General features: G+C 40.0%; 14 protein-coding genes. 10 read left to right on the top strand and 4 right to left on the bottom strand.

Going from position 1 to position 14,310, the window contains the following annotated elements; translation table 11 throughout:
* The first annotated feature begins 46 nt into the window (after positions 1–46).
* On the top strand, positions 47–892 hold the full coding sequence (gene lipL / locus L8T27_RS18415) for an octanoyl-[GcvH]:protein N-octanoyltransferase (protein WP_233316153.1): 846 nt from the start codon (positions 47–49) through the stop codon (positions 890–892).
* A gap of 133 nt (positions 893–1,025) precedes the next feature.
* Here lipL and L8T27_RS18410 read toward each other — a convergent pair whose 3' ends face one another.
* Both L8T27_RS18410 and L8T27_RS18405 read right to left on the bottom strand, forming a co-directional pair.
* Positions 1,026–1,805: an RsfA family transcriptional regulator gene (locus tag L8T27_RS18410; protein ID WP_233315958.1), complete on the bottom strand. Its 780-nt coding sequence runs from the start codon at positions 1,803–1,805 to the stop codon at positions 1,026–1,028.
* Positions 1,806–1,930: 125 nt separating this feature from the next.
* Positions 1,931–3,271 (bottom strand): MFS transporter, encoded by a 1,341-nt coding sequence (locus L8T27_RS18405; RefSeq protein ID WP_237942070.1) that lies wholly within the window; start codon positions 3,269–3,271, stop codon positions 1,931–1,933.
* Between the two features lie 276 nt (positions 3,272–3,547).
* Between L8T27_RS18405 and L8T27_RS18400 the strand changes: the two genes are divergently transcribed.
* The 3 genes from L8T27_RS18400 to L8T27_RS18390 all read left to right on the top strand — a co-directional run bounded on the left by L8T27_RS18400 (position 3,548) and on the right by L8T27_RS18390 (position 5,782).
* The gene (locus L8T27_RS18400) at positions 3,548–3,772 is read left to right on the top strand and encodes a YuzB family protein (RefSeq protein ID WP_233316152.1); all 225 of its coding nucleotides are present in this window, start codon (positions 3,548–3,550) and stop codon (positions 3,770–3,772) included.
* Positions 3,773–3,932: 160 nt separating this feature from the next.
* Positions 3,933–5,231 (top strand): HD domain-containing protein, encoded by a 1,299-nt coding sequence (locus L8T27_RS18395; RefSeq protein ID WP_237942355.1) that lies wholly within the window; start codon positions 3,933–3,935, stop codon positions 5,229–5,231.
* Between the two features lie 44 nt (positions 5,232–5,275).
* On the top strand, positions 5,276–5,782 hold the full coding sequence (locus tag L8T27_RS18390; protein WP_233315955.1) for a YwgA family protein: 507 nt from the start codon (positions 5,276–5,278) through the stop codon (positions 5,780–5,782).
* 55 nt (positions 5,783–5,837) lie between these two features.
* On the opposite strand, the gene L8T27_RS18385 is transcribed toward L8T27_RS18390, so the two are convergent.
* A complete protein-coding gene (locus L8T27_RS18385; protein ID WP_233315954.1) occupies positions 5,838–6,023 on the bottom strand; it encodes a 2-hydroxymuconate tautomerase in 186 nt (61 codons plus the stop codon).
* A 202-nt stretch (positions 6,024–6,225) separates the two neighbouring features.
* Here L8T27_RS18385 and L8T27_RS18380 point away from each other — a divergent pair, with 202 nt between their 5' ends.
* Both L8T27_RS18380 and L8T27_RS18375 read left to right on the top strand, forming a co-directional pair.
* The gene (locus L8T27_RS18380) at positions 6,226–6,864 is read left to right on the top strand and encodes a site-2 protease family protein (RefSeq protein WP_233315953.1); all 639 of its coding nucleotides are present in this window, start codon (positions 6,226–6,228) and stop codon (positions 6,862–6,864) included.
* A 27-nt stretch (positions 6,865–6,891) separates the two neighbouring features.
* Positions 6,892–7,401, top strand: coding sequence for a YwhD family protein (locus L8T27_RS18375; RefSeq protein WP_237942069.1), 510 nt, complete (start codon positions 6,892–6,894; stop codon positions 7,399–7,401).
* 37 nt (positions 7,402–7,438) lie between these two features.
* On the opposite strand, the gene L8T27_RS18370 is transcribed toward L8T27_RS18375, so the two are convergent.
* Positions 7,439–9,514 (bottom strand): transglycosylase domain-containing protein, encoded by a 2,076-nt coding sequence (locus L8T27_RS18370; protein WP_233315951.1) that lies wholly within the window; start codon positions 9,512–9,514, stop codon positions 7,439–7,441.
* Positions 9,515–9,896: 382 nt separating this feature from the next.
* Between L8T27_RS18370 and speE the strand changes: the two genes are divergently transcribed.
* From speE to argS, 4 genes are all read left to right on the top strand, one after another.
* The gene (speE, locus tag L8T27_RS18365; RefSeq protein ID WP_237942068.1) at positions 9,897–10,724 is read left to right on the top strand and encodes a spermidine synthase; all 828 of its coding nucleotides are present in this window, start codon (positions 9,897–9,899) and stop codon (positions 10,722–10,724) included.
* Between the two features lie 85 nt (positions 10,725–10,809).
* Positions 10,810–11,682 carry an agmatinase gene (gene speB / locus L8T27_RS18360; RefSeq protein WP_233315949.1) on the top strand — a complete coding sequence of 291 codons (873 nt, stop codon included), beginning with the start codon at positions 10,810–10,812 and terminating at the stop codon, positions 11,680–11,682.
* A gap of 503 nt (positions 11,683–12,185) precedes the next feature.
* Positions 12,186–12,635 carry a YwiB family protein gene (locus tag L8T27_RS18355; RefSeq protein ID WP_233315948.1) on the top strand — a complete coding sequence of 150 codons (450 nt, stop codon included), beginning with the start codon at positions 12,186–12,188 and terminating at the stop codon, positions 12,633–12,635.
* A complete protein-coding gene (gene argS, locus L8T27_RS18350) occupies positions 12,632–14,302 on the top strand; it encodes an arginine--tRNA ligase (RefSeq protein WP_233315947.1) in 1,671 nt (556 codons plus the stop codon). The genes L8T27_RS18355 and argS overlap by 4 nt, the downstream gene beginning before the upstream one ends.
* Positions 14,303–14,310 lie beyond the last annotated feature (8 nt).

Here is a 14,310-nt window from a genome sequence, read left to right as displayed (position 1 = left end):
AAACCTGTAACACTAGCATGACTTTTCCTTATGAAGGAGCTTGGCAATAATGGAAAACAACAGTTTGTTAAAGCAAAAGAAATGGAGAATCATTGACCAGTCGAGCACCGGTTTACATGTTTCCCCATTGCATTCCTTTGGAATGGATGATACGCTATGCGCTTCTGTCGGCGGAGGTTTGGCGCCAGCAACAGCGCGCACTTGGGTGCATGGCAAGTCAGTCATATTAGGAATTCAAGATACGAAGCTGCCTTATTTAAAGGATGCGCTTGCCTATTTAGAAAAAGAGGGATTCCAATATATCGTCAGAAATTCAGGCGGATTGGCAGTTGTTCTGGATGAAGGGGTATTAAACATTTCCCTTATCTTGCCTGAGCAGGAAAAGGGGATAGATATTAACAGCGGCTATGATACGATGTGGGAGCTTATTAAATATATGTTCTCTGATTTTCATAAAAACATTGAAGCAAAGGAAATCGTAGGATCCTATTGCCCTGGCAGCTATGATTTAAGCATAGACGGTAAAAAATTCGCAGGAATTTCCCAAAGAAGAATGAGAAGCGGAGTTGCTGTTCAAATCTATCTTTGTGTTTCTGGAAGCGGTCAAAAACGAGCAGAAGCTATAGAAGAGTTTTATGCTATTGGAAAAAACGGCGAAGAAACAAAGTTTGCTTATCCAGACATAGTGCCTGAAGTGATGGCCTCATTATCCGAATTGCTCGGAGTCGAGCTCACAGTTGATCAAGTGCTGACAAAGCTGCTTTATTCCTTAAAGGATCATGCAGAGTTTTTGTTTGCTGACCAGCTGCAAGGAGAAGAGATACCTTTATTTGATTCTTACTATGAGCGTGTAATCGAGCGCAACGAAAAGTTCCTGAGTCCGTTCAGATAAGAAAAGAGGATTATAGATGGATAGTAGGCGCTATTTAACGCTTTTATCGATCTATAATCCTCTTTTATGGTTAATGAGAATGGTTGCCAAACCAGCACTTAAGTCCTGTGACTAGAAGGGTGTGCACGAATAGCTATTCAGCAAGCTTTTCTAAATTTCCGTTTCGATCCATCTTAAACTTTGTTGCCGGACGCTCATCTTCTTCTAAAACGACTAGCTTCCTAGCTCTGTTCATTATTTTAAGCAATGTTTCATAATCTTCCTGAATAGTTTCTGAGTTGCTTTCCAGCTTGTCCAATTTTCCTTCTAATTCTTGATTGCGGCTCTTCAGCATGGCCATTTCCCTTTTTAATCTTTCATTCTCACTTTTTAGCACTTCTACTTGAAGCTGAGAATTACGGAAATTTTGTAAATAGGCAATGACTGTGTCAAAATCCAAAGAATTAGTGTTGGCACTAGGGCTCTTATAGATGCTTGTTGTTTCCTGTGGAGCAGCAAGCAGCATTTGTTCTGGAACACTTTCCTGATAAACTGGAGCAGCCTCTTCTTCCTCTTCTATATTTTGAATCTCAAATGAGGAAAATTCCATGCTTGTGGAGACTGTTAAAGCTTCCAAATCGTCTGCAGAAGGCACTGGTGGAGAATACAAAAGCTTCTTTTTTCCACCTTGGTCTTTGCCGAGGATTCTTTGCCGCTGTTTACGCTGCTTTTTTGCTAATTGCAGTGCCTTCTCGTATTGGTGGCGAACAACTGCGTTCCAGCGGAAGCCGCATGCTGCTGATGTGCGATTGAGCTTATCCCCAACTTCTTCAAAAGCATTTAATTGTGTGCTTCCTTCTCTGACATGGCGCAAAACTGTTTCTGCCAGCAATAAATCATTTTCTTCTGACCAAGCATCTTGGCGTATCTTCATATCACTCAACTCCCGATTTGTTTCGATAAATAAGTATTTCTAGTTACATCATTGCCACCATGGCACTTATTTATACAAACGAAATACAAGGATAGTAGATTTTTTTATAGAGCGAAAGAATACCGTTATCTTGTGGAACCAGCTTTTTCTACTGAACTTTCATTCTGGATAAAAAATGCTGTTACCAGTGCTGCGATGCTTGTAATGAACCCATAAAGGAAAAGATGATGAATTCCGGTCATAAACACAGCCTGACTTGTAAGAAGTGCGCCCATGATAGTAACACCAATGGATGTACCCATATTTCGGCAGAACATAAAGAAAGAGGTGGAAATCCCTTTTTCATGCGGGCCTACTAATGCTTGAGAGCCGATTACCCCGACGGTTGAAAGCAAACCAAATGCTAAACCTTGTATGAGCATGATGATGAATGTATACACAAATCCATGGGTCTCATTGAGGAGCACAAGCATTATACCTGATAAAACGAGAAGTCCGTTGCCGATGATTAGTAGAATGCGATAGCCGTATTTTAGTATCCATTTACCGGCAGGCACTGATACAAGCATCCAGCCAACTGCTACACCTAATAACGCAATTCCGCTCAGAAAAGGAGAAAGTCCGGCGACATCCTGAAGAAAGAGGGGAATATAGCTTGACGTGCCGAACAATGCCAATGTCCCAATAAATCCATTAATATAAATCCAGAAAATTGTCTTTTTCTTAAAGATGGACAGCGGAACAATCGGAGATGTTTGTCTTTTTTCATATAGATAAAAACAAATCAACAGAATGATGCCGGCTAATCCATACAAAACTTGGCCTTTTTCCACCAATGTGATTAACAGCAGGAAAGTGATTGCTGCACCAAACAAAATGGCACCAATATAATCGACACTTGCCTTTTTCGGCTGATAGTCTTCCTTATATGGCAATAAGGTTAAAAATGCAACGATACAAACAGGCAAGTTGATAAAGAATATCCATCTCCATGTTAAAAACTCTACAAATAATGAGCCGAGTAGGGGAGCAAGGATGGCAGATAAGCCCCACATTGCTGTGAACAACGCTTGGATTTTTCCTCTCTTTTCAATGGGAAACAAGTCACCAGCAATAATAGCGGGAAATGGCATCATAAAGCCAGCACCCATCCCTTGAAGAGCTCTGAAAAGGATAAGCTGGACCATATCGCCTGCAATGCCGCACAATAAAGAGCCAGCCAAAAATAACAGTATCCCGAAACCAAAGACCTTTTTTCTTCCAAATATATCTGAAAGTCTCCCTGCAATAGGAGAAAGGATAGTGCTTGTGATCATATAGGATGCAAAGGACCATGCATATAAATCAAATCGCCCTAGTTCTTTTGCAATGATAGGCATTGTCGTATTCATAATCGTTGTATCAATAGAAGCAACGAGCATGGCTAGGACGATACTTACCATGACTAATGTTCTGCTTTTTGTCATATTTACTCCTCCTTAAATTCAGATGAATTATACAATAATTTCCCTGGGAAACATAGATGTATGCTCAGAAGCTTTAAACTAGGAATAGAGCGGTTTCGAGACAAGCCTATTCTGTATTTTTGTTGCCTAAAAGGAGCCTTTTTTCGAGCTGTTTTGACAATAGTTTGCATCTTGCATTGATTTGGAAGAAGGGGTAAAATACCATATAGCAATATAACGAACTTATGAATATCTTTACTAGATTAAAGAATGTTTGAGATAGAAAGGGTTGTCATGATGGCAAACGAATTTAGAGTTTGCGACGATTGTCAGGCAGTTAACTTAAAAACACTGATACCGCGTCTGAAGCAAATAGATCCTGAGGCAAAGATAGAGATTGGCTGTCAATCCTATTGCGGACCAGGTCGCAAGAAAACATTTGCATTTGTTAATAATCGTCCGCTTGCAGCATTAACAGAAGAGGAATTAATGGATAAAGTAAATAATAAGCTAAAGAAATAATCTTATAACAGCTTAACTGAAAAGAGGAGTTTCTAAAAAGTGTAACATCAGCTTGAGAGGCAAAGCCTGCATGCAGATAACCTTTTTAAACAGAAATCCCTCTTTTTATATTCTTCTTGCAGAGAAACCGACAATAAAAGAAAAGAGGGAAGACGAAAGCATGGCATATTCTACAGAGAAGTTAAATGAAGAAAAGGTGTTTAAGGATCCTGTGCATCGATATATCCATGTCAGAGACCGGGCTATTTGGGATCTGATCGGAACGAAAGAATTCCAGCGCCTGCGGAGAATTAAACAGCTTGGAACCACTTATTTAACCTTCCATGGTGCAGAGCACAGCAGGTTTAACCATTCTCTTGGCGTGTACGAGATTGTCAGAAGAATTATCGATGACGTGTTTAAGGACAGGAAGGAATGGAATAACAGCCAAAGGCTTTTGTCATTATGTGCCGCGCTGCTCCATGATTTAGGGCACGGTCCTTTTTCTCACTCTTTTGAAAAGGTGTTTGATCTTGATCATGAGCAATTCACACAGGACATCATTCTTGGTGATACAGAGGTCAATCAAGTGCTGTCAAGAGTAGCAGCCGACTTCCCGAAAAGAGTAGCAGAAGTCATTGGCAAGACATCAAAAGAAAAGCTAGTTGTAAGTCTTATTTCTAGTCAAATTGATGCTGATCGCATGGATTATCTGTTGCGAGATGCGTACTTTACCGGTGTAAGCTACGGGAACTTTGATATGGAAAGAATATTGCGTGTTATGCGCCCTCGTGAGGATCAGGCCGTTATTAAGCAGAGCGGAATGCATGCAGTAGAAGACTATATAATGAGCCGCTATCAGATGTATTGGCAAGTTTATTTTCACCCTGTGTCTAGAAGTGCGGAAGTCATCTTGACGAAAATTCTACATAGAGCGAAACACTTGCATGAGCAATTTTACTCCTTTATTCATCATCCAACCCATTTCTACTCTATCTTTGAAGAAGAAACATCGTTAGAAGACTACTTGAAGCTGGATGAGTCTATCATTCTTTATTATTTCCAAATGTGGCAAGAAGAAGAGGATGAGATTTTAAGGGATTTATGCCGACGCTTCATGAACCGGAACCTGTTCAAATATGTTGAGTTTGATCCGGCAAAAGAATACAAGAAGCTCGCTGAATTATCTAAGCTCTTTACAGAGATTGGTCTAGATCCAGAGTATTACCTGGTAGTAGATTCATCCTCCGATCTTCCGTATGACTTTTACCGTCCAGGTGAAGAGGAGGAGCGGCTTCCGATTCATCTTTTGATGAAGAACAATGAAATTAGAGAGCTATCAAGAGAATCCGAGATTGTGGACAGTATTTCGGGCAAAAGAAGGACAGATCATAAACTTTATTTCCCTAAAGACATCTTGAAAGACGATCGTGAACACGAAGAAACAAAGATGCAGATAAGGCAGTTATTAGATATTTAATAAGGTGTATTTACAGGATTATTCGGAGTAGGAGATGACCAATTTTGTTAAAAGATCATGCGAAAATTATGAACGCGATTGCTGCTTCAGGTGAGATTATCGGAAGAAAAAAATTGCAAAAGATGATTTACATCGCAAAGAAGCTGGATTTCCCTTTCCATGAAAAATATCAATTTCATTTTTTTGGACCGTATTCAGAAGAGCTGACATTGAGGATAGAAGAACTTTGCAATATGGGGTTTCTCAATGAAATAAAAGAAAAAAAGGGCGGCTATTATCAGTATCGGTATACGCTGACAGACAACGGCCAAGAATTTTTAGAACAGAATGATGTGGAAATGCCGGCATTGCCTGGCTGTCTGAATGATATGAACAGACAAAACTCCCGTTTCCTTGAACTTGTATCCACTGTCCTCTTTTTTGACAATTTGGAAAAGGAAGAAGTGCAAGAAAAGGTATTTACGTTAAAAAGCAAGCAGAAGTATACAGTGGAAGAAGTCGAAGCTGCTTACCAATATATTGATTCTTTAAAAGGGCTGGCAAAACAATAAGAAAAAAGGATAGTGTTCTTTTAAGGCAAAGCCAAAGGAACACTATCCTTTTTTTCTATTCGTCGCTTTTGCGCACACCTGCAATTCCGTAATGGTTTGGGGACATTTCATCAATGAAAATAACAACTTTCTCCTTTGGTACGCCAGTCGTTTCAACAACGGCCTCTGTCACCTTCGCAACAAGATTCTTCTTTTGCTCCTCTGTTCGGCCTTCCAGCATTTTAACTGTAATATACGGCATATATATCCCTCCAAATGCATTTTTTTTAGTTTTTCATATTTTCAAAAAAATAGCAAGTAAGCTAAACAAAGCCAGTTGCTGTTTGAAAGATTTCTTTTCTAATTTATATCATGTATAATTTTATCAAGTACGTCTATCTAAATAGAGAAAATAGAAAGAAGATATAGAAAACAATACGTAATTTGAGGGGAGAAAAAGCATTTTGTTATTTTCACAATCTTTGGCGAGTTTGCCATACATTATCATCTCCATCATTATTGCTTTTACGGTCCATGAATTTGCCCATGCATATGTGGCATATAAGTTTGGGGATCCGACCGCACAAAAACAGGGGAGGCTCACATTTAATCCGATTGCCCATATTGATCCAATCGGGGCCATCTTCATTTTGATTGCCGGCTTTGGCTGGGCGCGGCCAGTTCCGGTCAACCGTCATTATTTTAAGCGGCCAAAACTTGCTGGTGTTTTAGTTTCATTTGCAGGACCTTTTAGTAATCTGATCTTAGCGTTTATTGGCTATGCAGGTGTGTCTATTTTGTACCGATTAGGGGTTCCTGCTGGGACTGCCTTTGATCTCTATCCGTTCCTGTCCATTTTTGTGTCTATAAACTTAATGCTTTTTGCATTTAACCTGCTGCCGCTGCCTCCATTGGACGGCTATCGTATTATTGAAGACTTAGTTAATTCAAGAGTTAGATCTATCTTGTCCAAGTATGAAGTGTATGGCTCGATTCTTTTTATTGTGCTGCTTGTAACTGGATTGTCTGATCAAACAATTTCACCATGGATAAATAGTATCTCTGGATTTTTTGCCAGTCTATTTACTTCCATCTTGTTTTAACAAAATACTATTAAAGGAGTGTACACATTGGAAGAGAAAAAGAAAAAGCCAGTCGGCTTCAATATTATTAAAAACGATCCGACAGACGGTCATAAAGGCTTCGGCATCGGCTCTTTGAGCTTGGAGAATGTCTCTCCAGTAATTATAGATGTAGAAGCTGGTGAGGCAGTTGTCGATGTCGGCGCCATGCATGCTAGAAGTGCTGTTGAAAAAGGAATAAAGTTTTTGAAAGAAAAAGAAGAAGTCCCGAACGGTAAGCCATACTGGCTTGTGTGGGTAACAATCGACCGTAAGCTTGAAGGTCCATACTATGCTGGTGTGACAGCTTGTGATATGACAGTTGACCGCTCTATTCGCAGAGGATATAAATCCCTTCCAGAACATGTCAATAAAATGGATAAATCAATGAAACGCCATATTATGGTAGATCATATGGATGATAAATCAAAAAAAGTGCTTGCTGATTTTCTTATTAATCATGACGAGTCACTTTGGAATAATTCAACAGATCAGCTGAAAAAGGATTTGCTTGGATAAATAAAAAACAGCCTTCTCTATGGAAGGCTGTTTTCTATTACCAATGAAAAATCCGCTTATACCAAGGCTGTTTTTCCACTTGTTCTTTCCCGTCATTTTTCTTCCCGCTTTGTTCTGTTGAATCATATTTAGGAAGATCATCGCAATATTGGGTTGGTACTTTCTCTTTTGTAAAGTACATAAGCCTCTTTGTTGAACAAGCCTCTGTTGCCAGCTTTCCGCTTTTTGGGTCTATATAAGCAGCTGCAGTGCCTTTTGTCGGTTTAAAGCCAAGAATAGGTTCATCTTTCAAGGCATTTTCCATAAAGTTCACCCAAACCTTTTTAGCATATGTTTTATCTGCAGACAGAGTAATAGACTCTCCTTGGTCATAACCTGTCCAGACTGCAGATACAAGCTGTGGGGTGTATCCGATCATCCAGCTGTCTGATTCGGTCGATCCTGACTTGCCTGCATAAATCCTTGTTATGTCATTTACGATTGTGCTCCCTGTCACGCTTGCATAGCCATTTAGATTTTTATCAAACATGCCTGTCATCATGGAATTCATGATAAACGCTAAATCAGTGTCTAACACTTGTTCATTTTCTTGTTTTTGCTTATAAAGCACTTGGCCGTCGGCAGTTTCAATTTTTGTGATAAATACGGGAGCTACCTTATTCCCGCCATTTGCTAGCATACTGTATGCATTAGCCATGTCCAGCACCTTTACATTCGAGGTTCCGAGCGCAAGTGAAGGAACCTTTTGCATTGGAGTGGTCAGTCCAAATCTTTCAGCAGTGTCCGCCAAGACATCCATGCCTAGAAATAAATGGGTTTTAACAGCATAAACATTATCGGATAAGGCAAGTGCCTGTGCCATTGAGATGTTTCCTTCAGCATATTGATTGTTAAAGTTATGAGGAGTATAGGAATCGCGCCCGTCATCAAATCGGAAGGTCGTTTTCTCACCGCTCATCATCGTCACAGGTGTAAAGCCATGCTCCAATGCAGCATAATAAAGGAGCGGCTTCATTGTAGAGCCAGGCTGACGTGTTGCTTGGGTAACCCTGTTAAATGGGCTTTCGCTGTAATCTCGCCCCCCGACCATTGCTTTAACATAGCCGCTGCTAGGATCCATTGCTACAAACCCAACTTGAATCTTGCTTGTATCACTTATCTGTTTTTTTATCGTATCTTCAGCGATTTTTTGCTGCTTTGTATCTAATGTTGTATATACCCGTAAGCCGCCTAACTGGATGGTGCGATCATCCATCTTCAGTTCTGACTTCAAGATGCTTTTAACAGCATCCTGGAAGTAAGGCGCAGTTTCTGTGCTGGAAATCGGAAACTCTCCTGTGAATTTGAGCTTTTCTTCAAACGCTGTCTTCTTTTGCTGCTCGTTAATATAGCCATTCTCCAGCAAGGAATTTAAGATGATTTCCTGTCTTTTTTTTGCATTATCAGGTGAAACAAGGGGAGAGTAAATACTCGGTCCTTTCGGTATACCCGCAAGCATTGCGGCCTCACCTAAAGTTAAGTCAGAAGCAGGCTTGCCGAAATAATATTGACTTGCCGCTTCAGCACCGTACGCGCCGTGACCATAATAGATGGTGTTAATATAACCTTCCAGAATTTCTTGTTTTGTATAAAACATTTCAAGTCTGATTGTATAAAATGCCTCTGAGAGCTTTCTTTTCCATGTTTTTTCATGCTCAAGAAACAGATTTCTGGCATACTGCTGTGTTATCGTGCTTGCACCTTGCACCTTCGCCATTGCCTTTATATCTGCAAGTACAGCGGCACCAATTCGCTTATAATCAAAGCCATGGTGATCATAGAAGCCCTTATCTTCTATCGATACGGTCGCATTGACTAAATCTGGACTTATTTCCTCAATCGGCACCCAATACCTTTTTTGTCCGCTGTTGCTTTCGCCAATGATTGTACCATCATCAGAATAGTAAATGGTCGATTGGGACACAGTTAGTGGCGGTGCTCCTAATGCTTTCGCATATATGAGGACACCTGCAAAAATAACGCTGAAAATAAACCCGGCGAGGATGGCCAGAATAATGAGCAGCCGGATATATTTGGCTGAATTTTTAAGGCGATCCTTTGCGATGAGTTCCATTTACGCCGCACCTCCGAGTGGATTTGTGATTTTTATAAATCTTGTCATATTGTGAACTCCTATAGCGAGGAATGCTTAAGTTTTTTAGATAGCACTAGTATGTGGATAAGAATGGCATTTTAAACCTTTTATAACTGTGCTAGTAAATTTTTCTTGCATTTTAGCGAATTTACTCTATACTTTTTTTCGTGTTTGTTATTTATTTGTTTGGGAAGTATATAGGAAGGAATAGTCAACTTGGCCCCTTTTCATGCTTTTTAAATGTAACAGCCTGTCTCTGTTGATTTGAGCCTTTCATAGGGAGAGGCAAGAGGAAATCAATGGCGAGAGCACCTTTTTCAAACCCTTATTTTGAGGTAATAAAGAATGGAGGAAGCAAAAGATGGGATTATGGTTTACAGAAAAACAAACAGATAATTTCGGAATTACGATGAAGATAAAGCAAACATTACATACAGAGCAAACAGAATTTCAAAAGCTTGATATGGTTGAAACAGAAGAATGGGGCAATATGCTCTTATTGGACGATATGGTCATGACCACCGTCAAGGATGAGTTCGTATATCATGAAATGGTGGCACATATACCGTTATTCACACACCCGAATCCAGAGAATGTGCTAGTAGTCGGCGGTGGCGACGGCGGTGTTATTAGAGAAGTTCTAAAGCATCCTACTGTTAAAAAAGCAACCTTAGTAGATATTGACGGGAAGGTAATTGAATATAGTAAAAAGTTTTTGCCGGAAATTGCAGGTAAGCTGGAGGATCCACGAGTTGATGTTAAGGTTGGAGACGGATTTATGCATATTGCTGAAAGTGAAAATGACTATGATGTAATTATGGTCGATTCAACAGAGCCAGTTGGCCCTGCTGTTAACTTGTTCACTAAAGGCTTCTATGCAGGAATTTCAAAGGCATTAAAGGCAGATGGCTTGTTTGTAGCGCAATCAGACAACCCATGGTTCAAGGCTGACCTCATTCGAACGGTGCAAAAGGATGTTAAAGAGATATTCCCGATTACGAGACTGTATGTTGCTAATATTCCAACATATCCAAGTGGTATGTGGGCATTCACTATTGGTTCAAAAAAGTATGACCCGCTTGAAGTGAAGGAAGACCGTTTTCATGAATTGGAAACAAAATACTATACGAAGGAGCTGCACAAAGCTGCTTTTGTGCTCCCGAAGTTCGTAAAAGACTTAACAGAATAGACGGCTCTTTTAAGGATAAGAATCTTTGCAGAGCCTGATATAAAAAGAAGCTTAGGGAATAACCCTAAAAAGGAGTGGACAGGTTTTGCGTTTTGATGAAGCATATGCAGGTAATGTTTTTATAAAAAGTCACCCAAGTTTTGAGGAAAGCAAGGCAGTTCTTTATGGAATGCCTATGGATTGGACAGTTTCTTTCCGTCCCGGATCTCGCTTCGGTCCATCAAGAATTCGCGAGGTGTCAGTTGGGCTAGAGGAATACAGCCCATATTTAGATCGTGACTTGGCGGATGTTAATTATTTTGATGCTGGAGATATTCCGCTGCCATTCGGTAATCCACAAAAAAGCTTAGATATGATTGAAGAATTTGTGGGAAAAGTACTGGCAGAAGACAAGTTTCCATTAGGAATGGGTGGAGAGCATCTAGTATCATGGGGTGTTTTCCAAGCGATGTACAGAAAATATCCGGATTTGGCAATTATCCATATGGATGCACATACAGATCTTCGCGATGAATACGAGGGAGAGCCTCTTTCTCACTCAACACCGATTAAAAAGGTTGCAAACCTGATTGGTCCAAAAAACGTTTATTCCTTTGGAATCCGTTCTGGAATGAAGGAAGAATTTGAATGGGCAAAAGAAGTGGGCATGCATATTTCTAAATTTGAAGTGCTAGAGCCACTTAAAGAAATTCTGCCAACATTGGCTGGCAGACCAGTATATGTAACGATTGATATTGATGTACTAGATCCTGCCCATGCACCAGGTACAGGAACAGTTGATGCGGGCGGAATTACTTCGAAAGAATTGCTTGCATCCATCCACGAAATCGCTCGTTCTGAAGTAAATGTCGTAGGAGCAGACCTAGTAGAAGTAGCTCCAATCTACGATCCATCAGAACAAACAGCAAACACTGCAAGTAAGCTTATCAGAGAAATGATCCTTGGTTGGGTGAAATAAGTAAGAGTATGAAGTAGCTATCCTGCTTCATAAAAGGAGATTGATTGGAGCGGATAGGTGAGACTTCTTGCTTTTATTAGCGAGGTTCGGCACTCAACCCGTGGAAATCTTTTCTAGAGGATAATAAGTCTTCCATTTGCAAGAGGCTGTGACATAAGTATTTAATCCTAAGTTGGAACCGAACTCTTTTAACCTTTTATTGGTTAAATAGTTCGGTTCTTTTATTATTGATTTAAAATGTTAGGGAAAAGGTGCAGAGGTCACCTCTAGTGAAGCGAGTGGCCGGAGCGCAATGGAACGAACCCATTTTCATGTCAACTCAAGGACCGTATGTTTCAAAGTATTTATTATTCGTCTTTATGGATCAGATAGGATGGATTGCCCCCCCCGCTTTTTAAACAAACCAAGATACTTTCATCTATATCCATACATCATCTTGCACTTCCCTTTTAAAAAATTTATACTTATTAAGTTATAGTTTAGAGGAAAAGGAAGTGTTGCCGTTGTCTAATACGTTAGGGCAACAAACACCTGTTAAAATACATGTGACCACCAATATCTACAATGGAAGCAACAAGGAAAGTATTGAGTGGGTTGGATTTGGACAATACTTAGAAAAAGATGGAAGCAGTTATGTGAAGTATGAAGAAGTGATCGAAGAAGGGACCATCAAGACAATCGTCAAGATTGCAGAACACGAAGGTTTAATACTTCGCAGCGGAGCCGTTAAAATGCGCCTTTCCTTTCTGTTGAATAAAAAGCGAAACGGAAGCTATGAAACCCCCTATGGAACCTTTCTGATGGTAACAGATACGAAGCGGTTGAGCTTTGAAAAGGAAGCAGAAAGTTTATCTGGGCTTATTGATATATTGTATGATTTAAATGTGAATGGCAATAACAATGGAACCTATCATATGACCATCCAACTGAAGGAGGAAAAAGAACAAGCATGAATATAGTAGACCAAATAAAAGATAAACTGAAGGATGAAATTAAAGCAAGTGTTATGAAGGCAGGTCTTGCTGAAGAGGCACAGATTCCAGAAGTAATCCTTGAATTGCCAAAAGACAAAGCGCACGGAGATTACTCTACGAATATGGCGATGCAGCTGGCGAGAGTGGCAAAAAAAGCTCCTAGAGCAATTGCAGAAGCAATTATCGAAAACTTTGATCAATCGAAAGCTTCCATTGAGAAGGTTGAGATTGCTGGTCCTGGATTTATTAATTTCTATATGAATAACAGCTATTTGGCTGATTTAATTCCGACAATCCTTGAAGCAGGCGATGCTTACGGAGAAACTAGCTTTGGAAATAAAGAAAAGGTACAAGTTGAGTTCGTATCAGCAAACCCTACTGGAGATCTTCATTTAGGACATGCCAGAGGTGCAGCTGTTGGTGACTCTTTGTGCAATATCCTTGATAAAGCAGGCTATGATGTTTCTAGAGAATATTACATCAATGACGCTGGTAACCAAATCAATAACTTAGCGCTTTCTGTTGAAGCACGTTATTTCCAAGCTTTAGGCTTAGAAAAGGAAATGCCTGCAGACGGTTATCATGGTGAAGATATCGTTGAAATTGGAAAGAAGCTTGCCGCTGAGTTTGGCGATAAATATGTAAATGCTGATGAAAAGGAACGTTTTGAATTCTTCCGTTCATACGGACTTAAGTACGAAATGGGCAAACTGAAACAGGATTTGGAAGATTTCCGTGTTCCGTTTGATGTTTGGTATTCGGAAACTTCCCTATATGAGAACGGAAAAATCGATGTAGCATTAAACTCTCTAAGAGAAAATGGCTATATCTTTGAAGAGGATGGAGCAACTTGGCTTCGTTCTATGGATTTCGGTGATGATAAAAACCGCGTGCTTATTAAAAACGACGGTTCCTACACATACTTGACTCCAGATATTGCTTACCATAAAGATAAGCTAGAAAGAGGCTTTACTAAGCTTATCAATGTTTGGGGTGCTGATCACCACGGCTATATTCCACGTATGAAAGCAGCTATCCAAGCATTAGGCTATGATAAGGATGCTTTGGAAGTGGAAATCATCCAGCTGGTTCATCTTTACAAAAACGGCGAAAAGATGAAAATGAGCAAGCGTACAGGAAAAGCTGTTACAATGAGAGACTTAGTGGAAGAGGTAGGTTTGGACGCAACACGTTACTTCTTTGCGATGAGAAGTGCTGATACACATCTTGACTTTGACCTTGATTTGGCTGTTTCTCAATCTAACGACAACCCTGTTTACTATGCTCAATATGCGCACGCACGTATTGCCAGCATCTTAAGACAAGGGAAAGAACAGGGCATTGAGCTGGACAATAATCTTGATGTTTCCTACATTTCGGCAGAAAAAGAATTTGACCTATTAAAGAAACTAGGAGAATTCCCGCAAGCGGTGACAGAAGCTGCTGCAAAAAGAATGCCGCACCGCATCACAAATTATATCTTTGATTTAGCATCAACATTCCATAGCTTCTATAATGCTGAAAAAGTATTAGATGCAGATAATATGGAAAGAACAAAAGCGAGATTGGCATTAATTCAATCTACAAAAATCACACTTAAAAACGCACTGCGCCTTATCGGTGTCTCTGCGCCAGAGAAAATGTAATAAAAAAA

Origin of the sequence: Niallia sp. Man26 (assembly GCF_022049065.2) — a bacterium.
Lineage (GTDB): Bacteria > Bacillota > Bacilli > Bacillales > Cytobacillaceae > Niallia.
This window is presented reverse-complemented; position numbering and strand designations above follow the sequence as displayed.

Coding starts and splice junctions, on each gene's coding strand:
- L8T27_RS18410 (WP_233315958.1), bottom strand. CDS start 1,805: ATGAAGATACGCCAAGATGCTTGGTCAGAAGAAAATGATTTATTGCTG.
- speE (WP_237942068.1), top strand. CDS start 9,897: ATGGGATTATGGTTTACAGAAAAACAAACAGATAATTTCGGAATTACG.
- L8T27_RS18405 (WP_237942070.1), bottom strand. CDS start 3,271: ATGACAAAAAGCAGAACATTAGTCATGGTAAGTATCGTCCTAGCCATG.
- L8T27_RS18385 (WP_233315954.1), bottom strand. CDS start 6,023: ATGCCGTATATTACAGTTAAAATGCTGGAAGGCCGAACAGAGGAGCAA.
- L8T27_RS18395 (WP_237942355.1), top strand. CDS start 3,933: ATGGCATATTCTACAGAGAAGTTAAATGAAGAAAAGGTGTTTAAGGAT.
- L8T27_RS18400 (WP_233316152.1), top strand. CDS start 3,548: ATGGCAAACGAATTTAGAGTTTGCGACGATTGTCAGGCAGTTAACTTA.
- argS (WP_233315947.1), top strand. CDS start 12,632: ATGAATATAGTAGACCAAATAAAAGATAAACTGAAGGATGAAATTAAA.
- L8T27_RS18370 (WP_233315951.1), bottom strand. CDS start 9,514: ATGGAACTCATCGCAAAGGATCGCCTTAAAAATTCAGCCAAATATATC.